Raw genomic sequence first — 21056 nt, forward strand, 5'->3', positions numbered from 1 at the left:
ATGAGGGGGCCGCGAACACCCAGCGCCGCAGGCGCTGGAAATTTAATACTGTCGGGGGTAGGGACCATACTGCTTAGCGTGGATTCGGACATCGGTGACCGGGATGGTCGCAAGCGCAACGGAACGGCCGTGGATCGGGCCACCGACGTGCCGACCGCCTTCATCGATGCCAGGGCGCTGATCGGCTGCCGCCATCGGCTGCATCTGGACGCCGCGCACCCCGGCGCGCTGGCGGGCGTCGTGGAGGACGCGGGCGTACGCCAGCGGCGGGACGCCGCCGCCGCGCACCGCGCCCGGGTGCGCGACGCGCTGGTCGGCGCCGATCCCGACGCCTGGGTGGTGATCGATCCCGGTCTACGCGCCACCGAGCGCGCCGAAGCGACTATGCGCGCGTGCGAAGCCGGCACGCGGCACATCTGGGGCGGACTGCTACCGCAGGAGCCGGACACCGGCAGGCGCGGCGGCTCGGAGATCCTGTTGCGCGACGCCGACCGCGGCGGGTACATCCCGGTCATCGTGGTGAACCACAAGGTGACCGACCCGCGTCAGCCCGAACCGGCCGACTTCCACCCCACCACCTCCGACCCTTACCACTGGAATCCGCGACCGGACCCGCACCGCAAGCTGCGGCAGCAGCCCCGCGACCAACAGCGGCTCGCCCATCTGCACCGGATGCTGCAACGTCACGGTCTGGCCAGTCCCGCGCTGCTCGGCGGTGTCATCGGCTTCGACTTCGATCGCATCCTGGTCCACGATCTGGCCCCGCTGCTGGCCGATTACGACCGTCGTTACGCCGACCGGATCGCGGTGGTGCGCGGGGAGCTGCCGACCGTCCCCTCCAAGGTGCCGGAGTGCAGGCAGTGCCCGTGGTGGACGCGCGGCATCGAGGGCCCGAGCTGTGAGGACTGGCTGATCGAGCACCGCGACGTCAGCCTGGTGGCGCCCGGCTCGCGGGCGGACGTGCTGCGCAGGCACAACGTCGAGACGATCGACGAGCTCGCCGCCTGGGTGGGGGAGGATCCCGAGGATTGGCAGCACGGCCCGTTCGACGAGGCCGTGGTCACGGCGCGGGCGTGGATCGCGGGCGCGCCGGTGGTGCGGCGAGTCGAGCGCGTGCGGGTGCGGCGGGCGGACGTGGAGGTCGACGTCGACCTGGAGAGTTTCCAGGAATACGGCGCCTACCTCTGGGGGACGCTGCTGAACGGTGTCTACCGCCCATTCGTCACCTGGGATCCGCTGCCCACCGAGGACGAGGGCCGCTCCTTCGGCGAGTTCTGGACCTGGCTGATGACGGTGCGCGCCGAGGCGGCCGCGGCGGGCAAGACATTTGCGGCGTACTGCTATTCGCGCACCGCCGAGGACAAGTGGCTGTACGAATCGGCGCGCCGGTTCGCGGGCCGACCGGGCGTGCCGACGGTGGAGCAGGTGCGCGCGTTCGTGGACGGGCCGCAGTGGGTGGACATGTTCCAGGCCGTCTCCGACCAGTTCATCTGCCCGAACGGCAAGGGGCTGAAGAAGATCGCGCCGGTCGCCGGGTTCTCGTGGCGCGACCCCGAGGCGGGCGGCGAGGCGTCGATGAGCTGGTATCGGCTCGCGGTCGGCTACGACGGCGCCGCGCCGGATGCGACCCAGCGCACCCGGTTGCTGGAGTACAACGAGGACGACGTCCGCGCCACCCAGGTGCTGCGCGAGTGGATGACGAACCGCGCCGACGCCGAGGTCCCCGGTCTCGCCGACTTCCCGCCGCTTTCCGATCCGCGGTCGCCCGAGGCCGTCGCGGGTTACGCGGTGGTGCCTCCTTCGACTCCCTAGCCGGCGCGCAGCGGTACCATCGCGACGTGACAGAGCACGTCGAACAACTCGAGTTCCAGGCAGAGACCCATCAGCTGCTCGAGCTGATGATCCATTCCGTCTACTCCAACAAGGACACCTTCCTGCGGGAGCTGATCTCGAATTCCTCCGACGCGCTGGACAAGCTGCGGCTGGAGTCCTTCCGGGACAAGGATCTGCACGTCGACACCTCCGACTTGCACATCGAGCTGGAGGTCGACAAGGACAACCGGATCCTGACCGTGCGGGACAACGGCATCGGCATGTCGCGCGCCGAGGTCGTCGACCTGATCGGCACCCTCGCCAAGTCCGGTACCGCCGAGCTGCGCAAGAAGCTGAACGAGGCCAAGTCCGAGGCGGCGGCCGAGGAGCTGATCGGCCAGTTCGGCATCGGTTTCTACTCGACTTTCATGGTGGCCGACAAGGTCACGCTCACCACCCGCCGTGCGGGGGAGACCACCGGCACCCGGTGGGAGTCGAGTGCGGGCAGCTCCACCTACACGATCGAAGAACTCGACGAAGCCCCGCAGGGCACGTCGGTCGCGCTGCACCTCAAGCCGGTGGACGAGGAGGATCACCTCTTCGACTACACGCTGGAATGGAAGCTGCGGGAGATCGTCAAGAAGTACTCCGACTTCATCGCGTGGCCGATCCGCATGCAGGTGGAGCGGACCGTCACCGAGGGCGAGGGTGCGGACGCCAAGGAGACGACCGTCCTCGAGGACCAGACGCTCAACTCGATGAAAGCGCTGTGGACGCGCCCGAAGAGCGAGGTCTCCGACGAGGAGTACAAGGAGTTCTACAAGCACGTCAGCCACGGCTGGGACGATCCGCTGGAGATCATCCCGTTGAAGGCCGAGGGCACCTTCGAGTACCAGGCGTTGCTGTTCATCCCCTCGCACGCGCCGTTCGACCTGTTCACCCGCGAGCACAAGCGCGGCGTGCAGCTCTACGTGAAGCGCGTGTTCATCATGGACAACTGCGAAGAGCTCATGCCGGAGTATCTGCGCTTCGTCAAGGGCGTGGTGGACGCGCAGGACCTGTCGCTCAACGTCTCCCGCGAGATCCTGCAGCAGGACCGGCAGATCCAGATGATCCGCAAGCGCCTGGTGAAGAAGGTGCTGTCCACGGTCAAGGATCTGCAGGGCGCCGAGGACCAGACCAGCTACCAGACCTTCTGGAAGGAGTTCGGCCGCGTCCTGAAGGAGGGTCTGCTCTCGGATTTCGACAACCGCGAGACGATCCTGCAGGTCTCCTCGTTCGCCTCGACGCACTCCGATACCGAACTGACCACGCTGGCGCAGTATGTGGAGCGGATGCCCGAGGGGCAGGACACGATCTACTACATGACCGGCGAGACCCGTCAGCAGGTCGAGAGCTCCCCGCACTTGGAGGCGTTCAAGGCCAAGGGCCGCGAGGTGCTGATCCTGACCGATCCGGTCGATGAGATGTGGGTCGGTTCGGTGCCGGAGTTCGACGGCAAGGCGTTCCAGTCCATCGCCAAGGGCGAGGTCGATCTGGAGACCGAGGAGGAGAAGAAGGCCTCCGAGGCGCTGCGCGAGCAGCAGGACAAGGACTTCGCCGATGTCCTGACCTGGCTGGGCAAGACGCTGGAGCAGAACGTCAAGGAGGTGCGTCTGACCAACCGGCTCACCACCTCCCCGGCCTGCCTGGTCGGCGACGTCTTCGACTTCACGCCGATGCTGGAGCGGATGTACCGCGCGTCGGGCCAGGCGTTGCCGGAGAGCAAGCGCATTCTGGAGCTCAACCCGACCCACCCGCTGGTCACCGGCCTGCGCGATGCGTACGCGGCGAAGAAGGACGAGGCCGACGCGGGTACGGCGACCGAGCTGTCGGAAACCGCCGAACTGCTGTTCGGCACGGCGGTGCTCGCCGAGGGCGGTGAACTGAAGGATCCGGCGCACTTCGCCCATATCCTCACCGATCGGCTCACCCGCACCTTGTGACATCGCCCGCGACCGGAGGACCACGCCGTTGTCCTCCGGTCGCGGCCGGTGCGGTCGGCGGTATTTCGGCCATTTCTCGGCTACGGTGACCGCCGAGATGGCATATTCGCAGGACTGGGGAGTTCGCCCCCGGGTGGCGCGGTTAGATGTGGATGTCTGAAAGGATTGTCACAACATGTCCGCAAACCCGCTTGCCGTGTCCGAGCCGTGGGATCTGGTCGCCGACGGATACGCAGAGTTCGCACCCGCCATCATGCAGCCGTTCGCGGTGCGGGCGCTCGAGTTCGCGTCGTTGTTGCCCACATCGCACATCGTGGATGTGGCGGCGGGGCCGGGCACGCTCAGCTTGCCGGCCGCGGGCCAGGTGGCGCAGGTCGAGGCGCTGGATTTCGCGGAGTCGATGATCGCGCGTCTGGCGAAGGTCGCCGCCGCCGCCGGGCTGACGAACATTCGCGCGAGGGTGGGCGACGGCCAGGATCTGCCGTACGAATCCGACCGCTTCGACGCGGGGTTCTCCATGTTCGGCCTGATGTTCTTCCCGGATCGCGCCCGCGGGTTCGCCGAACTGTTCCGCGTGCTGCGGCCGGGTGGCACCGCGGTGGTGTCGAGCTGGGCGCCGATCGCGGACTCGCCGCTGATGCGGATGATGTTCGGCGCCTTGGCCGCGGCCGACCCGAACATCCAAGAGCCGCAACCGAACTTCCTGAGCCTGGAGAATCCCGAGGTCTTCGAATCGGAGATGCGCGGCGCGGGCTTCGAAGCCGTGTCCATCCAGCGGCATTCGATCGCGCTGACCTTCGGCGATCCCGAGGAGATGTGGGAAACCATGGTGCGCAGCAGCGCCCCGCTGGAACTCATGCGCCACAGCGTGAGCGCGGAGGAGTGGGCTCGGCGCGCCGCCGTCATGAAAAGGTTCCTGGCCGAGAAATACCGGCCGAACTCCCCGTTGTCCACCACGGCGTACCTCGGCATCGGTCACAAGCCGCAGGCGTGACAGACGACAGCGCGCGACTCTTCCGAGGAAGAGCCGCGCGCTGCCGGGAGAGCGGAACGGAATTACCGCGGCGCCATGCGCAGTGCGCCGTCCATGCGGATCGTCTCGCCGTTCAGGTAGTCGTGCTCGACGATGTACTGCGACAGCTGCGCGTACTCGTCCGGACGGCCCAGCCGGGACGGGAAGGGCACGCCCGCCTCGAGGCCCTTGCGGTACTCCTCGGTGACGCCGGCCAGCATCGGGGTGTCGATGATGCCGGGGGCGATGGTGTTCACCCGGATGCCGAACTGAGCCAGGTCACGCGCGGCCGGGACGGTCATGCCGTGCACGCCGCCCTTGGACGCGGAGTAGGCGATCTGACCGATCTGGCCCTCGAAGGCGGCGACCGAGGCGGTGTTGATGATGACGCCGCGCTGGCCGTACTCGTCCACGGCGTCGGTCTTGGCGATCGCGTCGGCGGCCAGCCGCATGACGTTGAAGGTGCCGAGCAGGTTAACCGTGATGACCGTGCGGAACAGCTCCAGGTCGTGCGGGCCGTTCTTGGACAGGATGCGGCCCGCCCAGCCGACACCGGCGCAGTTGACCACGATGCGCAACGGCGCGCCGGACTCGGCGACCTGCGCGACGGCCGCGCTGACCTCGTCATTGCTGGTGACATCGGCGGGAATGAGGGTGACCCCGGCGGGTACATTGTCGCCGGCGCGCTCGATCGACTGCGGTACATCGAGTCCGAAGACGGTAGCGCCGAGCTCGGCGAAGCGCTTGGCGGTGGCGGCGCCGAGGCCCGATGCGCCTCCGGTGACAATGGCGGCGGAACCCGAAATCTCCACGATGGTCCTCTCGTTTGTGACAGCCAGTTGGCCTTTCGTCAATTGCACCCTAACCGGTGCTCGGCGCGCGGCCCCGCATGGCTCCCGCGACTCGTTACCGATCGGTGTTCCCGGCGCGCCCCCTGTCCGGCCGGACGATAGAACCGACCGCGCAGAATGGAACAGCCCAGTCAGCTCGACCGAACACCGGAGTCTCCGTATGACCGAATCGGCCCTCAGCGCACGTCTGCCACGCGGGAGGCACGGCCTGCCGCGGGAGCAGGTGATCGCCTCGCAGCGTGAGCGGATCCTCGTCGCGACGGCGGAGGCCATGGCTGAGAACGGTTACATCGGAACGTCTGTCGCGGCGATCCTCAAGCGGGCGGGCGTGTCGCGGGAGACGTTCTACGAGCAGTTCCGTTCCAAAGAAGACTGTTTCGAGGCGGCCTATCAGCGCGCGGTGCAGTTGTTGCTGGACCGGATCGCCGAGGCCACCGAACAGGAGGAGGCCGCGCCTGGGCAAGGCGACAGCGACGCCGTGGCTCGGATGGATCGGATCCTGCGCGCCTATCTCCACTATCTGGTGGACGACCCGGCGAGCGCGCGGCTGTTCTTGGTCGAAGTCTTCGCGGTGGGGTCGGCGGCCATCGCGCGCCGGGCCCAGTTGCAAGAGCGGTTCGTCGAGTTGATCGCCGCCGTGCTCGACGCGCGGACCGAGCAGCAGCGTTTCGCCTGTCAGGCCCTGGCCGCGGCGGTCGGTGCGATGGTCACCGCTCGGATCGCGGCCGGGGACTCGGCCGGCCTGCTGGCGCTGCGGGAACCGCTGCTGGATCTGTTGCGCCGGGGCGGCGGACTGTACGGGGCCGCGCTGGACGTGCGCGGCGAGCCATCCGCGTGAGCAGCAGCGCCGCACCGGCCAGCGCGGGGGCGAGCGCCGCGAGCCCGGCCACCGCGACGCCGCCGAGGCCGGGTGCGGCCGCGCCGAACAGCGTCGCCGCACCGAAGTAGAGGAACAGCAGGCCCGAGCCGATGCCGATGGCGTGCTCCGGCAGATGCTTGCCGACCAGGATGCCCAGCGCGATGGCGAGCGCGTCGGCGGCGACCATGCCGATGGTCGAGCCCAGCCAGACGCCTACCCAGTCGTAGTCGGTGGCCAGCGCCGCGGTCGCGAACATGGTGCGGTCGCCCAGCTCGGCGAGCAGGAACGCGGACAGCACCACGAAGAACGGCGCACCGGCGGCCTTCGGCGTCTTCGGCTCGGGGTCGTCGTCGCCGGGACCGAAGTGCTCGCGCAGGGTCCACAGGCCGACGGCGAGGAAGGTGACGGCGGCGATCAGCGCGATCGCCGTGGTCGGCAGGGCGGCACCGAGGAAGTGGCCGACGCCGACCGAGATCAGGTGTACCGCGGCGGAGGCGGTCGCGATGCCGCCGAGCACCACCCACCAGCGATAGCGCAGCGCGAACGTCAGCGCCATCAGCTGGGACTTGTCGCCCAGTTCGGCGAGGAAGACGATGCCGATACTCAGCAATACCGTGGCGATCATGTGTTGGCGGCTCCCAGGTCTCCGGCCTGCCGGCCGGAGATACGGGTGGACTCCGGCCGACAACGAAATGGTTGTCCAGGCCGAAGGTCTCGCCCACCGGACGGATGCCGGTTCACACAGCCGGACCCGGGCCCGAATGGACCGGCGGGTCAGTATGTCGACTGCGCAATTGGGGGCTACTCCCCTTCGCTGCAGCCGACTCTACCGGCGCGAGCCGCTCCTGCCAACCCGCTGTAATCGAAATCGCAATGCGCACAATAAGTTTGGCGATCCACGTCCGGAAATTCGGTTACCCTCACGCGGCCAGCAGCATGGCCAGAACCGCGGTGTCGGGATCGCTGATCGGATCGAGCCCGACCCGGCTGACCAGGGAGGTAACCGTTCCGTCCGACTCCGCCTCCACCCAGGCGGCGCGGTGTTCCAGCCCCAGATGGGGCACACCGGGCAGCAAGACGCAGCCGGATGCCGCGCCCGCGCATTCGGGCAGCGAGGGGCGCGTCTCGCAGGGCGGATGCAACATCAGCAGCGCCGGTGGCACGTGCTCGGCGAAATGACCCGGCTCGACCGCTTCGTCGCCGAGAACGGGGCCTTCGGCGATCACCAAGCCGACCGTGCCGGGGGCGGGATCGTCGGGCAGGTCCTCGCGGACTCCGAACACCGTCGAGGTCGTCAGCAAGCCCGGTAGCGTGGCCACACGCACCGCTAGTACCAGTACCTGGGCCCACTCTTTGGTCGTGTCCGGCCAGCGGCCGGAGATCACGAAGCCGCGTAGCGACCCGCGCGAGTGAAACGGCGTGATGCCGATCGGTTCGTTCGTGCGCATTCCTGCCTCCCGTTGTCGAACCCGGGGGCGACCTTGCCCGTGCTATTTGTGTGGATTTCCGAATATGAACCACGAGTCACCTGGCACACAAGTACCAAAGAGTGCCAATCGGACAGCCGGAGGACCGGTCGGCGGGCAATCGTGCTGCGTACGCGGCGGATAGGGCCTCACCTCGCCGAGCCCGCATACGCGGCGCGGGGCGGCGTGCTCGGCAAAGCGTCCGCGTCGCCGGAAAACAGAACGGGCCCGCGATCCCGGCCGCGCGGGGCGGACGGATTCGCGGACCCGGTTCGGGTGCTGAGCCGGCTCAGCCGAAGATGAGGCCCTTGGCCTGCGAGGTCGCCTTGGCGAAGCGCTCCTGCACGTCGGCCCAGTTGACGACGTTCCAGAAAGCGGTGACGTAGTCCGCCTTGACGTTCTTGTACTGCAGGTAGAAGGCGTGCTCCCACATATCGACCTGCAGCAGCGGGATGATGCCCAGCGGGACGTTGGCCTGCTGGTCGTAGAGCTGGAAGGTCAGCAGCTTCTGGCCGAGGGTGTCGAAGCCGAGCACCGCCCAGCCGGAGCCCTGCAGGCCGTTGGCCGCCGCGGTGAACTGCGCGCGGAACTTGTCGAACGAACCGAACTGGTCGTCGATCGCCGCGGCGAGCTCGCCGACCGGCTTGTCGCCGCCGTTGGGGGAGAGGTTCTTCCACCAGATCGAGTGGTTGACGTGCCCACCCAGGTGGAACGCGAGGTTCTTCTCGTGCAGGAAGATGGCGCTGTGATCGCCCGACTCGCGAGCGGCTTCCAGCTTCTCCAACGCGGTGTTCGCGCCGGCGACGTACGCGGCGTGGTGCTTGGAATGATGAAGCTCGTTGATCTGCCCGGAGATGTGGGGCTCCAGGGCGCTGTAGTCGTAATCCAGATCTGGCAGCGTGTACTCAGCCACGATGTCCCTTCCTATGTCGGGCCGGTTGTGCCCGTTGTTCCGAGCACAGCCAACCATCATTCGTACACCCGGTCGATTCCAACTCGGGCCCACGCCCGCACATTCCGGTGACGCCGCTCACACACATCGGGTCGCGCACCGTCACATCCCGCACATCGGCCCCAGTGGAAACGCACGCGTAGCATCGAACCATGTCGTGGTACGACGAACTAGTGGGGCGTCTGAGCCTCCCCGAACCCGCCATGGTCGCGCCGGAGCGAGCACTGCCGGGCCGGGCGGAGCCGCTCGACGTGCCGCATACCCACTACGTCAACGGTCACCCGATCCATCCGCCGTTCCCCGAGGGGCTCCAGCTCGCGGTCGTCGCGATGGGGTGTTTCTGGGGTGCGGAGAAGAGTTTCTGGGAACTCGACGGCGTCTACACCACGGCAGCCGGTTATGTCGGCGGGTACACGCCGAATCCAACCTACGAAGAGGTCTGCAGCGGGCGGACCGGGCACACCGAAGCGGTGCTCGTCGTATTCGATCCCGCCGTGATCGGCTACGCAGGCATCCTCAGGCACTTCTGGGAGAACCACGACCCCACCCAGGGCATGCGTCAGGGCAACGATCGCGGCACCCAATATCGTTCGGCCGTCTTCACCTTCGGCGCCGAGCAGGCCGATCTGGTCCGGTCGACGGCCGAGGCATACGGCAAGCGCCTCGCCGCGGCGGGATACGGGCAGATCACCACGGAGATCTCGCCGCTGCCCGGCCTGGCGGCCTTCTACTATGCCGAGGGCTATCACCAGCAGTACCTGGCGAAGAACCCCGGCGGATACTGCCCGGTGCATGCCACCGGAGTGAGCTGCCCGGTGGGCACGGGCGCCTGAACACAGGAACCGCACCTCCGTCGACGGATGCGCGGTTCGCTCGTGATGATCGCGGAGGCAGCGCTCACAGCGGGGGAGCGATGCCGGGACGGGTCGCCCGGGGATCACCCGCGTCATGCGCCTGCCACCACCGCGCGCCGCCCGCGATGAAGTCCGCCAAGGGGATCTCTTTGCCGCGCGCGTCGTGCACGACGATGTCGTCGAACCACACCCGGATGTCCAGTTCGCGCGGATCGATGCCCTCCTCCTGGGAGAACTCCAGCACGTGCGTGGACTCGTGATCGCGGATCCGGGTGTCGAAGCTGAGCAGTTCCCTCCACAACGCCCAGCTGCTGTCGTCGAGGTCGACGAACTCCCAGCCGTGCAGCCGACCGCCGCCGAAACTCCGGATGGCCTCGTCCAGGCCATCCATTTGCAGCGGCAGCACCTGCGGCTCGAGGTCGTCCCAGTGCTGTGTGCGCAGGGACGCGGCGACCCGGCTCACGCCGGTCAACGTCACCTGCACCCGATAGTCCTCGTTCGCCGTCCCCTGCTCGGGGAGAGTCAGCACCTCGAGGTCGAGCCGCAATTCGCCCGCGGGCTCGTCGACCGCGAGACCGAGGCACGTGGCCTCGGACAACGCGATGTTCAGCCCTGCGGTATCCAGTCCGTGGCGTAGCCCCCTGCTCGCGTTCATAGCCCCAGGCTACCGATCGCCACTGCCGGATCGCGGTATTTCGGCGGTGTTCACGATTCGATGGAACCGATCGCGGGCCGGGCCCGTCCAAGTAGTTATCGGAACCTCTTCGGCCGCAGGTTCCGAGGTCGGCGACGAATGGCCGCTCCGGGATGGACAGGAGGGGAGTCCCGGATCGGCCATTCGCATCGCTGCCCGTTGGGGCCGAATCCAGTCATCAGGTATGGGCACACCACTCGATTGCGGACCAGAAGTATGGAAAATCCCCGCAGTAGGTAACTGAACAGTAGCTAATGAGTGCCGCGAGCTGGGTGGACGCTGGTCGGCAGCACGCCTTGTGGATCAGGCTGTGGATTATGTGGATAACTTCGCCCGAGTTATGCACAACCCGCATCGAGCGGGGGCGCGGTCGAGTTCCGGAGCAGAGAACATACCTGAAGTCGTCGCGCGCTGTCGAGGCCGCTCCCCGGGCATGGAACTGCACGGCGGCCCGCCGCCCATGGCAGGATCGAATCTGTGACGAGCCCCCACGTTCCGTCGGTGACGGTGGAGGACGTGCCTGCCGAATTCGACAGCGTCCCCGCGCCGGCCGACACGCCGCGACCGATCCTGCTCGACGTCCGCGAGGACGACGAGTGGCGGCTCGGACACGCCCCGGGAGCGATCCACATCCCGATGGTCGACGTCCCCGCCCGGATCGACGAGCTGGAGTACGACGCGGAGCTCTATGTCATCTGCCGGCAGGGCGGCCGGTCCCTGCAGGTGGTCGAATACCTCACGCACATCGGCTATGAGGCCGTTCAGGTCCACGGGGGCATGGTGGCGTGGCAGCAGGCCGGTCGACCGCTGGTCGCGGAAGGCGACCACGAGGCGAAGATCTACTGACGAAAGAACGAGGTGCGCGGGTGAGTACGGTGGTGCAACCTTGTGCGCGCTGCGGGGCGCGCTGGGCCGTGCAAGGGACGCCGATGCACTGGTGCCCGCGCTGCCGCGGCGTTCTGCTCTCGCCCGCGCCGATCGACGCGCCCGCCGACCGCCGCAACTATCGCTGGGTGGCACGCAGACCAGACCAGCGCGGTCGCCGAGCGCAGCCGCCCGCCCGGCCGGTCACGCAGAGTCGCACGCCCCGGTACACGCAGATCCCGCGCTGGGGGCTGATCGACCCGCCACCGCAGGCCGGTGCTGCCGCACGCCGCCCGTTCGAGAAACTGACCGACTCGGTGACCAAGTTGCTCGTCGCGACCGCGAGCGTGTTCGGGCTCGCGGCCGGCGCCGAGCTGGCGCGGTACGGGGTCTTGCTGCGCAACCGGACGCGCCTGATCCACCCCGCCGTCCTCTTCGCTTCCGATGCCCTGGTGATCGGCGCGGGCGTGCTCGCCATCGTGCTCGCTCTGCTGGCGGCCGCGGCCGCGACCGGAAGGCTGATCGAGGTCAGGCGGTCGGCCTACGCGGCCGAGGGCAGGCGCGACCCGCGGTCGCCGCGAGCGCTCGCGCTCGGGTCTCTGGTCCCGGTGGTCAACTTGCTGTGGCCCGGGGTTTTCCTGAGCGAAGTGGCCGCGCTGCGAGGTGATCCCCGGATCGGCCGGGCGGTCCGGATCTGGTGGGCAGCCTGGGTCTTCGGCGGCCTCGTCGCGGCGGCCGCGCTACTGTGGCGGACCGCGGATTCGTTGCAGGCCCAGGCGGACGGGGTGCTGTTCACCGCGTTCGCCGACGCGGTCGGCGCGGCGGTCGCGCTGTTGACCCTCTGGCTGCTGCGCACCATCGAGGGGCGTGATCTGCTCGGACGCCACCGGACCGCGCGCCGCTGGCTGATCGCGGTCGACCCCGCCGTGCCGGTGATCGAACCGGTGCATCCCGGCGGACGGCGAACCGCGGCGGAACCGGTGGACGCCGGACCGGCGCACGAGGAAAACGGTGCTGAGGACCGTGAGCAGGAGGAGGTTATGGCCAAGTGAGCCAGGGCAGTCGCGCGCCATTCGTCGTCGCGCATCGAGGCGCCTCGGCGGCGCGCCCCGAGCACACGCTCGCCGCCTACGAGCTGGCGCTGCAGGAGGGCGCCGACGGGGTCGAATGCGATGTCCGGCTGACCAGGGACGGGCATCTGGTATGCGTGCACGACCGCACCGTCGACCGGACGTCCTCGGGCAGCGGGCTGGTCAGCGAGATGACGCTGGAGGAGCTGCGGGCCCTGGATTTCGGCGCGGACGGCTCGCCCGCCTCGGTGCTGACCCTCAGCGAGCTGATCGGCCTCGTGCTGGACTGGCGTAGCAGGCCGACCAAGCTGTTCATCGAAACCAAGCACCCGGTTCGCTACGGCGCGCTGGTGGAGAACAAGTTGCTCGCCGAACTCCAGCGCTTCGGCATCGCCACCCCGGCCTCGGCCGACCATTCCCGAGCCGTCGTGATGTCGTTCGCGGCCACCGCGGTCTGGCGCATTCGCCGCGCCGCGCCGCTGCTGCCCACCGTCCTGCTCGGCGAATCGTCGCGCTACCTGGGCGGATCCGCCGCCACGACGGTCGGCGCCACGGCCGTCGGCCCCTCGGTGAAGACGTTGCGCGAGCACCCCGATCTGGTCGACAAGGCCGCCGCCGCGGGCCGCGCCACCTACTGCTGGACCGTCGACGACCCCGACGACGTCCAACTGTGCGCCGACCTCGGCGTCAGCTGGATCGCCACCAACCACCCCGGCCGCACCAAGTCGCTGCTGCCTGCCGCCTGATCCGGTCAGATCGGGCGGACCGGATCGTTTCACCGACCGGTCATACGCGACACGCCGCGCCGCGGGCGCGGCAAATCAAACACTGTGTAGGTTGACCCCTCGTGGGTAAGAGCAAGCGCAATAGTCCTAAGCCCGGCGGTAACCGGGCGCAGCGTCTCGCCGAGCGGCGGGCAGCGCAGGAGCAGGCGGCACAGGCCGTCACGCGTCCGTTCGAAGGTCTGGCCGCGGAGTGCGATCTGGTCGCGCTGCGCGAATTCGTGCCGTCGGCCACCGCGGAGTTGACGCTGGCGGCTTCGGTCGCGGCGGAGCGCCCGGTGGTGCTCGCCACGGTGCTGCCCGGCGCGGTGGCCGCGTTGGTGCGCGCCGGTGACGAGCCGAGCGGGTATGTCGGCGCGCAGGTGCAGTTCCAGGGTGCGGACCCGGCCGCCGATCTGGCCGCGGCGATCTTGTGGACCCAGTCCGCCGAGCCCGGTGACTCGCTGACCTCCGTGGAGAGCGTCGCCGGTGGGCCGCGGCTGGCCGACGTCATCGATCCCGGCGCGAGCCTGGACCTGACCGTGCACCAGGACTTCGATTGGTGGGTGCCGGCGGGTGTCGAGCCCGATCCGCAGGTTGCCGCCACCATCGAGCAGGCCAAGCAGGCGATCATGCCTTCGGCGCGGCTCGGGCTGGACGCGGACGCGATCGGCGCGGCCTGGTGGGTGGACGCCGGCGAGAAGGCGCATATCCGCTGGGTGCGTCCGGAGGACGAGGACGCGCTGATGCTGGCGCTGGCGCGGGTACACGCGTCCGGCGGTCTGCACCTCGGCGAGGGTTCTCGGTTCGCGGGGTCGTTCCGCACGCACGGCCTGTTGGTCCCGGTGTTCGATCTGGATCGGGAGCGGCACCCCGACGAATGGGTGAAGCCGGCGGTCGAGTTCGGTGCGCGCCTTTCCGAGGCGCTGGCCATCGACGCCCCGCTGAATGCCGACGAGCGGCGCTCCCGCGACGGCTTGCGGTCACGTCAGGTCACTTTGCGCTGAGTACCGGAATCCTGCGAGATGTCCCGCGACTGTCGAGCGGCGAACAAGGTTTACTGTTTGCCGCCGATATCGCTGGGGATAGGTAAGTCTGACCGAACTGCCGCGAATGCGGGAGAATCCTTCTCCCGGAATTTCGGATTTCGACAGGCAATGGGCCCGGGCAGCGACAAGCCCGGTTCCTGGGGAACCGGGCCTGTGCACCTTTCCGGCAAGCTCCGTCAGACGGAGCCGCCGGCCACCGAAGGCGCACCGGAGGCGTCGCTCGGGCCGCTCATTTCCCGGGCGACGAATTCCTCCAAGTCGAACAGGTTCGACCCGGCGCGATCGGCGATGGTGAGCAGTGTGGTCATGTTCGCGACTTCCTCGACCTGTTCCTTCAGGAACCACTGCATGAACTGTTCGCCGAGGTAATCGCCCTCTTCGCGGGCGGTGCTCGCCAGTTGGATGATCTGCTCGGTGACCGTCTTCTCCTGCGCGAGCGCGAGCGCGATCGGTTCCCTGGCATTCTCGAACCGTGATTTCGCGGCGTCGATGCCGGAGAGTTCGATGCTGATATCCCGGTCCAGGAAGTACCGCACGATCATCATCGCGTGATTGCGTTCTTCGACGGCCTGCTTGTAGAACCGCTTCGCCAGCTGCGGCAGGTCGGCATTGTCGAACCACACCGCAATCGCGATGTACTGATGCTCGGCATTGAATTCGTGCCGGATCTGATCGTGCAACAGGCTGTGAAATTTGCTGCGTGGGGATTCCGGATGGCTTGACATGGCATCGACATTAGCGCCGGTGCGGTCGCGTGTCATCCAAGTACAACCTTAATGAGGCTAGTGTTGCCTAATTAATTCTGCGCCGCTCCAGCCATTTTCGGCGCCGGGATTTCGGTGTGCGGCCGCGTCCGCATCTCGCGGGCGACGAACTCCTCCACATCGAACAACTGCCCGTCGGCGCGGTCGAGCACAGACAGTAGCGTGGTCATCCGGGCGACGCTCTTCACCTGTTCCTCGAGGAACCATCGGACGAATTGCTCACCCAGATAGTCCCCGGAGTTGCGGGCCGCGCGAGCCAGACCGCTGATCCGGGTGCTGCGGTCCTGCTCCAGCTCCAGCAGCAAAGCGATTGCGCCGCGCGGGCTTTCGAACGTTGACGTGATCGCCTCCAGGCCGCCGATCTGCACCGGGAGATCCCGGTCCAGCAGGTACTGCACCATGCGCAGCGCGTTGCCGTAGTGCTCGCGCGACCGGCCGTAGGCATGTCCGGCCAACTGCGGCAGCCGATGCGCGTCGAAGTACACGGCGGCGGCGAGATACTGCTGGGCGCTGGTGAATCCGTGTCGGATCTGCGTGCGCAGCAAGTCGGGGAAGGACTCGTCGGCCTCGTCGATGTCCGGCATGGCAATGACGCTACCGCGTCAGCAGGTCCTCGGGGATAGGGCGGTCGGCGGCCAGCGCGTCGAAGAACCGCCCGGCCTTCTCCTTGTCCCAGAGCAGGACGTTGCCGCTGTCCGTGTCGTCGAATCCACCGACCGGCACCGTCGTGGCGACGGTCTCGCCGCGCAGCGCCCAGCCCAGCCCGCCGAGGTTCCAGATGTGATCGCCGTTGTCGACCTTCAGCGACTTGGCGGTGTCGGAGGCCAGCGGCCAAAGTTTGAACGGGTTGGCCAGCGTGGCGCCGCTGGTCGCCTTCTTCAGCAGGGCGGCCATGAAGATCCGCTGGTTGTTCATCCGGTCCAGGTCGGCCAGCGCGGTCGCGCGGCTGCGGACGAAGCCCAACGCCTGCGGTCCGTTCAAGCGTTGACAGCCGGCGGGCAAATCAATGCCGGCGAGGGGGTCGTCGATCGCTTTGGGGACGCACACGTCGATACCGCCGAGCGTATCGACCACACTCGCGAAGCCGCTGAAACCGATCTGCGCGTAGTGGTCGATGCGCAGGCCGGTGGCGATCTCCACCGTCTGCACCAGCAGCGCGGGGCCGCCGACGGCGAACGCCGCGTTGAGCTTGTCCTTGCCCTGGCCCGGGATGCTGACGTACGAGTCGCGCGGAAGGCTGACCAGGGTGGTTTTGCCCGATTTCGGCACGTGCACGAGCATGATCGTGTCGGTGCGCTCCGGACCGACCTCGCCGCCGGTGGCGAGTTCCTGCTCCTGTTCAGGGGTCAACCCGCCGCGGCCGTCGGAGCCGACCAGCAGCCAGTTCGTGCCGGGTGTGTCGCCGACTCGCTTGGCGTAGTTCGCCAGCGCGGGGATGCGGTTGAGGGAGTTGTCCAACTGGATGACGGCGCCGACGGCGGCCAGTACCAGCACCAGGAGGATCACCAGGAACCAGCGGAACGGGTGGCGCTTGCGGCGCGGTCGCGGCGGGCGTTGGCCGCGCGGCGGCACCGGGGGTGGTCCCTCGCGGAACCGTCGTGGTTTCCGGGGCGGTGCGGGAGGTGGACCTTCGTGGTAGGGCATCGGGCGCTGTGTGGGCGCGTGCGTCGGCCCGTCGTGATGCGGCACCGGCCGCTGTGTCGGGGCGTGTGGTTGACCTTCGTGATGCGGCACCGGGCGCTGTGTGGGGGCGTGCCTGCGGGCCGGGGGAGGCGGTGGCATTCGCCGGGCCTGTTCCGGCGGGACCTGCGAATACGCCAACGGCTGCGCGTGCGGGTCGCCCGTTCCGTCGCGGCGCACCACCTGGGTGGGCTCGATCGGTGGCGGCGCGCCGGGACCCGGAGGAGGCATGCGCCGGCGCATCGGAGGTTCACCGGGTCTGCCGGGCGGCGGCATCCGGCGCGTACGCGCGTTGCGCTGGGGGTCGTCGCCGTTCATCACTGAAACTCTACTTATCGGGCGGTTGTGCGGTGCCGCATGTGGACACTGGCGCACGCGAAGCGGCGCTGTTTCCTAATTCGCGGGCGGCATCAGGTTGTTAGCGTTCCGGAGGGCACGGTTGCGTCACGGGAGCCACGAAACATGGCCGCGCAGAACGGTGTAGCCGATGTAGGCGACCGCGTCGATGGTCGCATGGGCGAGGACCAGCGGCCACAGCCGGTTCGTGCGCTGCCAATAGCGCCCGAATATGACGCCCATCACACAGTTTCCGAGCCCGCCGCCCAGTCCCTGATACAAGTGATAACTGCCACGCAGGAGGGCCGAAGTCAGCAGAGCCGAGTTCTCCGACCAGCCGAGCCTGCGCAGCCGGGTGAGGAGGAACGCCACCACGATGACCTCCTCGGCCAGGGCGTTCGCGCAGGCCGACAGGACGAGCGCGGGCAGCCGCCACCAGTAGTCGCCGAGCGAGGCGGGCACGATCGTCACGCTGAAACCCAGCGCATGGGCCACGAGGTAGAGCCCCAAGCCGGGCAGGCCGATGATCGCGGCGAGGGTCAAGCCGGGTAGCACGTCCGCGCGCCACCGGATTCGGTTCGCCAGCCCGATCAGTCGCGGTCCGATGCCGCCGCGCCACAGCAGATACAGGCCCAGTGCCGCCCACCCGAGCAGCCGTAGCACGCTGAGCAGCTGGAACAGCAGGTCGATGGTGGATTGCGTGGACCGCGACGGGTTCAGCGCGACGGTCCGCCCACCGATCCCGCCCGGCGCGAGCGCGCTCTCCACCAGCGAGAGCGCGGCGCTGAGCCCGCTGAGCCCGAACGTGACGAGCAGCACCACCGCGATCTCGAGTTTGATCGCCAGCCGCTCCCGATCGGTCGGCTCGGTCTCGTCCCACTGGGCATCGGACTCCGCGCGCATGAGTCGAATCTATTGCGCTCCCCCTGTCCGGCGCGCGGCGCGTCGCCGTGGAAAAGTGCGACCGGCCGGACCACGGTCTTTACGGCCGCCGTCGGTCGCGTGCGCCCGATGCTCGCGCCTGATCCCCTTACAGCGGGCGGTCAGATGCGGCGCAGGCCGTTGAGGAACGGGCACCCGGCCAGGGTGCGTACGGCACGGCTGAGGCCCTCGATGTCGTCGGCCGGGGCGTTGAACGGCAAGCGGACGTCGTGATCGCCATCGTGTCCTTCCACCCGCAGAGTGAGCCCGTACCGGTCGATGGCCAGCGGGTGCACGATGCCGCGCTGCAGGTGCGCGGGCAGGTGCCTGGCCAGCTGGGCGACGATATCGGCGTGGTCGGCCTGCATGTGCTGCAGCCACGCGGATTCCATGGCGCAGAACGGATCCGGTTGCGCCAGGCGCAGCTCGTCGCTGGACACCGATTCCGCGCCGGTCGAGTCGGCCACCACCGCCGAGTTGATCACCAACCGCAGCAGCGTGGCGCCGAAGCCGACGTCGAGCAGTCCGGGATGGGGGAGCTCTTTGGCCACCTCGCCGGCCAGCGCGCGCTGCGCCTGGGTGGGCACCGCGCGCACCCAGCCGCGCAGCCAGACCAGCGCGCGCACCGGCTCGCGCAGCGGCAGCGGCGCGTGATCGGTGAGTTCCAGCACCGCGGGTGCGCCGTGCTCCCCGGAATTGCCTGCCAGGATCGCGGCGACCGAGGCGGTCGGCACCGCGATCACGGCGTCGCCGCACTGCCGTACGTGGTGCACGGACGCGGGCGTCGGGTCGATGCCCGGCATGGCCAGCACCGCCTGCTCCGCGTGGGCGCACGCGCTACGCACCCGCTCGGCGGTGGACGGTGCGACGGTCGGAGATGGACGCGGCATTCAAACCTCCGGGGAGCGGGCGACGCAGCAAGCTGAGGATTAGGTTACCCTAAGCTAAGTGACGATGCTCGGTTCCGCAAGCGTTCCGATCGGACTGAGCGAAGTGCGTCGATTTCGTTCGACGCGGGTTGTTACGGTTGGGGCGTGTCGGAAGGAATGGAACCGGGCGAACCGGTGCTGGTGTCGTTGTCGGCGCCTCCGCGGCGCAGTCTCTCGGATGGGTTGGTCCGCAACATCGGCGCAAGCCCCGCCGCTCCGACGCTCGAGCTGGACGCCCCGGACGCGGAGATCGCCGCCTTCCTCGCGCACGTCGCCCACTCCGATACCGGCTTCGTCGCGCGTACCTCTTCCGGCGACCGCGCGGTGGCCGTCGTCGCCGCCACGGCCGCCGCCCTGTGCGGCGAAGACATCGGCACCGCCTTGCGCAACCCCGATATCGCCTTCCTCACTTCTCTGAAACCCCCGGCGATCGACGCGGTCCGGTCCGTCCTGCTCGCCATCGAAACCGAAGCCGTTGACCAGGTGAACGCCGCATTGCGGGTGTTCGGGAGAGGTTGAACGCCGCTCGTGCGGCCGTCGAACAGATGCCGCGCGGTGGCCGTGCCTCCGCAATTGGTGGGGAGCCGGGCGAACGCGCAAGTAATCTCGTAACCGTGCCGCGAATCGCGTACTTCGGGCCGTCCGGAACCTTCACCGAGATGGCCCTCGCTCAACTGGAATCCTCGGGAACCTTCGACGGACCCGTCGAGCGGGTCGCCGCGCCCAGCCAAGGGGCTGCGCTCGAGCTGATCCGCTCCGGCGACGTGGAGGGCGCGGTGGTGCCGATCGAGAGCTCCGTGGAGGGGTCGATCTCGGCGACGCTCGACTCGCTGGCAATCGGCCCGCGGCTGCAGATCGTCGCCGAGACCGAACTCGAGGTGAGCTTCACGATCCTCGGCAAGCCGGGCACGGCGCTGCCCGACGTGCGCACCCTCGCCGCATACCCCGTGGCCGCCGCGCAGGTGCGGCTGTGGGTGGCGCGGCATCTGCCCCAGGCGCAGCCCTACACCTCGACGTCCAACGCCGCGGCCGCGGAAGACGTGGTGGCGGGCCACGCGGATGCCGCCGTGTCGACCGCCCTCGCCGGTGAACGGCTGGGGTTGATGGCACTGGCCTCCGGGGTCGCGGACCATGAGCAGGCGATCACGCGGTTCGTACTGTGCACCCGGCCCACGGTGGCGCCACCCCCCACGGGAGCCGATCGCACCTCGATCGTGCTCGAGCTGCCGAACGTCCCGGGCTCGCTGATGCGCGCCTTCGCCGAGTTCGCCACGCGCGGCATCGATCTGACCAGGATCGAGTCCCGGCCCACCCGGACCGGCATGGGCACCTATCGTTTCTATCTCGACTGCGTCGGACACATCGACGACACCGCCGTGGCGGAAGCGCTCAAGGCATTGCATCGCACCGCGCGGATCCGCTTTCTCGGGTCGTGGCCGGCGACTTCCGCGACCGGCACGCCACCACCGTCGGACGAAGCCTCGGCGGAGTGGTTGATCCAGTTGAGAAAGGGGATGGCGGACCTATGACCGGGAGGTTGATCCTGGTCCGGCACGGGGAGACCGAAGGCAACGTCGCCAAGCTGCTGGACACCAGGATCCCAGGACTGCCGCTGACCGAACGCGGTGCGGCACAAGCGAAGACGTTCGGGGAGAACCTGCTCCGACCCCCGAAGGTGTTGTTCTCCTCGGCGGCGCTGCGTGCGCGCCAGACCGCCAGTTACATCGAGGCGGCGACCGGTGTCGCCGCCATGGTGCTCGACGGGCTGCACGAGGTGCAGGCGGGTGACCTGGAGGGACAACACAGCGAGGAAGCGCACCACACCTTCCAGGAGATCTACCGTGCCTGGCACGAAGGCGATCTCACGCTGCGAGTGCCCGGCGGCGAATCCGCCCAGGACGTCCTGGATCGGTTCCTGCCTGCGATCGCGGAATTGCGGAACACGTATCTGACGTCGGATGACGACGAGCACGGCGACGTGATGGTGGTCAGTCACGGCGCGGCCATGCGGCTCGTCGGCCGCACGCTGGCGGATGTGCGGCCGCCGTTCACCACGAACAACCACCTGGACAACACCGAGACCATCGAGCTCGTGCCGATGCCGGATGGCGGGTGGGAGTGCATTCGGTGGGGCCGGTTCACGCCGCCGTTCGGCTACGACGTCGCGCCGACCTCCGACGATCCCATGGGTTAGCGC

General features: G+C 68.5%; 21 protein-coding genes and 1 pseudogene. 12 read left to right on the forward strand and 10 right to left on the reverse strand.

The annotated features are described in order from the left end of the window. The 3 genes from ABZ552_RS02795 (at position 1) to ABZ552_RS02805 (ending at position 4791) form a co-directional block, all read left to right on the forward strand. Positions 1-1812 carry a TM0106 family RecB-like putative nuclease gene (locus ABZ552_RS02795; protein WP_281876604.1) on the forward strand — a complete coding sequence of 604 codons (1812 nt, stop codon included), beginning with the start codon at positions 1-3 and terminating at the stop codon, positions 1810-1812. Positions 1813-1838: 26 nt separating this feature from the next. After that, positions 1839-3797, forward strand: a complete 1959-nt coding sequence (htpG, locus tag ABZ552_RS02800) for a molecular chaperone HtpG (protein ID WP_281876605.1) — start codon at positions 1839-1841, stop codon at positions 3795-3797. 175 nt (positions 3798-3972) lie between these two features. Beyond that, a complete protein-coding gene (locus ABZ552_RS02805) occupies positions 3973-4791 on the forward strand; it encodes a methyltransferase domain-containing protein (protein WP_357435323.1) in 819 nt (272 codons plus the stop codon). Positions 4792-4853: 62 nt separating this feature from the next. On the opposite strand, the gene ABZ552_RS02810 is transcribed toward ABZ552_RS02805, so the two are convergent. Next, the gene (locus tag ABZ552_RS02810) at positions 4854-5621 is read right to left on the reverse strand and encodes an SDR family NAD(P)-dependent oxidoreductase (RefSeq protein WP_063019304.1); all 768 of its coding nucleotides are present in this window, start codon (positions 5619-5621) and stop codon (positions 4854-4856) included. Between the two features lie 199 nt (positions 5622-5820). Here ABZ552_RS02810 and ABZ552_RS02815 point away from each other — a divergent pair. Continuing rightward, positions 5821-6036, forward strand: a pseudogene (locus tag ABZ552_RS02815) (helix-turn-helix domain-containing protein); the annotation flags it as partial. A gap of 331 nt (positions 6037-6367) precedes the next feature. Here the strand turns inward: ABZ552_RS02815 and ABZ552_RS02820 are convergent. The 3 genes from ABZ552_RS02820 to ABZ552_RS02830 form a co-directional block, all read right to left on the reverse strand. Next, on the reverse strand, positions 6368-7144 hold the full coding sequence (locus ABZ552_RS02820; RefSeq protein WP_281876610.1) for a TMEM165/GDT1 family protein: 777 nt from the start codon (positions 7142-7144) through the stop codon (positions 6368-6370). A gap of 295 nt (positions 7145-7439) precedes the next feature. Further along, entirely contained in the window at positions 7440-7967 is a 528-nt protein-coding gene (locus ABZ552_RS02825) for a peptidase (RefSeq protein WP_159849138.1), read from the reverse strand. A gap of 307 nt (positions 7968-8274) precedes the next feature. Next, the gene (locus ABZ552_RS02830; RefSeq protein ID WP_039794275.1) at positions 8275-8898 is read right to left on the reverse strand and encodes a superoxide dismutase; all 624 of its coding nucleotides are present in this window, start codon (positions 8896-8898) and stop codon (positions 8275-8277) included. A 191-nt stretch (positions 8899-9089) separates the two neighbouring features. Between ABZ552_RS02830 and msrA the strand changes: the two genes are divergently transcribed. Further along, positions 9090-9770, forward strand: coding sequence for a peptide-methionine (S)-S-oxide reductase MsrA (msrA, locus tag ABZ552_RS02835; protein ID WP_357435325.1), 681 nt, complete (start codon positions 9090-9092; stop codon positions 9768-9770). Between the two features lie 64 nt (positions 9771-9834). Here msrA and ABZ552_RS02840 read toward each other — a convergent pair whose 3' ends face one another. Then, the gene (locus ABZ552_RS02840) at positions 9835-10446 is read right to left on the reverse strand and encodes a hypothetical protein (protein WP_281876613.1); all 612 of its coding nucleotides are present in this window, start codon (positions 10444-10446) and stop codon (positions 9835-9837) included. Positions 10447-10992: 546 nt separating this feature from the next. On the opposite strand from ABZ552_RS02840, the gene ABZ552_RS02845 reads away from it, so the two are divergent. The 4 genes from ABZ552_RS02845 to ABZ552_RS02860 all read left to right on the forward strand — a co-directional run bounded on the left by ABZ552_RS02845 (position 10993) and on the right by ABZ552_RS02860 (position 14187). After that, positions 10993-11331, forward strand: coding sequence for a rhodanese-like domain-containing protein (locus ABZ552_RS02845; protein WP_357435544.1), 339 nt, complete (start codon positions 10993-10995; stop codon positions 11329-11331). Positions 11332-11351: 20 nt separating this feature from the next. After that, positions 11352-12401: a DUF4328 domain-containing protein gene (locus ABZ552_RS02850; protein WP_281876614.1), complete on the forward strand. Its 1050-nt coding sequence runs from the start codon at positions 11352-11354 to the stop codon at positions 12399-12401. Then, positions 12398-13165: a glycerophosphodiester phosphodiesterase gene (locus tag ABZ552_RS02855; protein WP_281876615.1), complete on the forward strand. Its 768-nt coding sequence runs from the start codon at positions 12398-12400 to the stop codon at positions 13163-13165. The genes ABZ552_RS02850 and ABZ552_RS02855 overlap by 4 nt, the downstream gene beginning before the upstream one ends. Positions 13166-13266: 101 nt before the next feature. Beyond that, a complete protein-coding gene (locus ABZ552_RS02860) occupies positions 13267-14187 on the forward strand; it encodes a DUF5926 family protein (protein WP_281919286.1) in 921 nt (306 codons plus the stop codon). A 218-nt stretch (positions 14188-14405) separates the two neighbouring features. On the opposite strand, the gene ABZ552_RS02865 is transcribed toward ABZ552_RS02860, so the two are convergent. From ABZ552_RS02865 to ABZ552_RS02885, 5 genes are all read right to left on the reverse strand, one after another. Beyond that, the gene (locus ABZ552_RS02865; protein WP_281876617.1) at positions 14406-14954 is read right to left on the reverse strand and encodes a ferritin; all 549 of its coding nucleotides are present in this window, start codon (positions 14952-14954) and stop codon (positions 14406-14408) included. Between the two features lie 71 nt (positions 14955-15025). Continuing rightward, entirely contained in the window at positions 15026-15577 is a 552-nt protein-coding gene (locus ABZ552_RS02870) for a ferritin-like domain-containing protein (RefSeq protein WP_281876618.1), read from the reverse strand. Positions 15578-15587: 10 nt separating this feature from the next. After that, positions 15588-16991 carry an LCP family protein gene (locus ABZ552_RS02875; protein ID WP_281876619.1) on the reverse strand — a complete coding sequence of 468 codons (1404 nt, stop codon included), beginning with the start codon at positions 16989-16991 and terminating at the stop codon, positions 15588-15590. 126 nt (positions 16992-17117) lie between these two features. After that, positions 17118-17912, reverse strand: coding sequence for a CPBP family intramembrane glutamic endopeptidase (locus ABZ552_RS02880; protein WP_281876620.1), 795 nt, complete (start codon positions 17910-17912; stop codon positions 17118-17120). 140 nt (positions 17913-18052) lie between these two features. Continuing rightward, entirely contained in the window at positions 18053-18820 is a 768-nt protein-coding gene (locus tag ABZ552_RS02885) for a DUF2470 domain-containing protein (RefSeq protein WP_281876621.1), read from the reverse strand. Between the two features lie 144 nt (positions 18821-18964). Here ABZ552_RS02885 and ABZ552_RS02890 point away from each other — a divergent pair, with 144 nt between their 5' ends. The 3 genes from ABZ552_RS02890 (at position 18965) to ABZ552_RS02900 (ending at position 21053) form a co-directional block, all read left to right on the forward strand. After that, a complete protein-coding gene (locus tag ABZ552_RS02890) occupies positions 18965-19378 on the forward strand; it encodes a hypothetical protein (RefSeq protein WP_281876622.1) in 414 nt (137 codons plus the stop codon). Positions 19379-19473: 95 nt separating this feature from the next. After that, positions 19474-20388, forward strand: a complete 915-nt coding sequence (gene pheA / locus ABZ552_RS02895; protein WP_281876623.1) for a prephenate dehydratase — start codon at positions 19474-19476, stop codon at positions 20386-20388. Beyond that, on the forward strand, positions 20385-21053 hold the full coding sequence (locus ABZ552_RS02900) for a histidine phosphatase family protein (RefSeq protein WP_281919283.1): 669 nt from the start codon (positions 20385-20387) through the stop codon (positions 21051-21053). Before pheA ends, ABZ552_RS02900 begins: the two co-directional genes overlap by 4 nt. Positions 21054-21056 lie beyond the last annotated feature (3 nt).

The organism is Nocardia sp. NPDC019219 (assembly GCF_040632645.1).
GTDB lineage: Bacteria > Actinomycetota > Actinomycetes > Mycobacteriales > Mycobacteriaceae > Nocardia > Nocardia sputorum.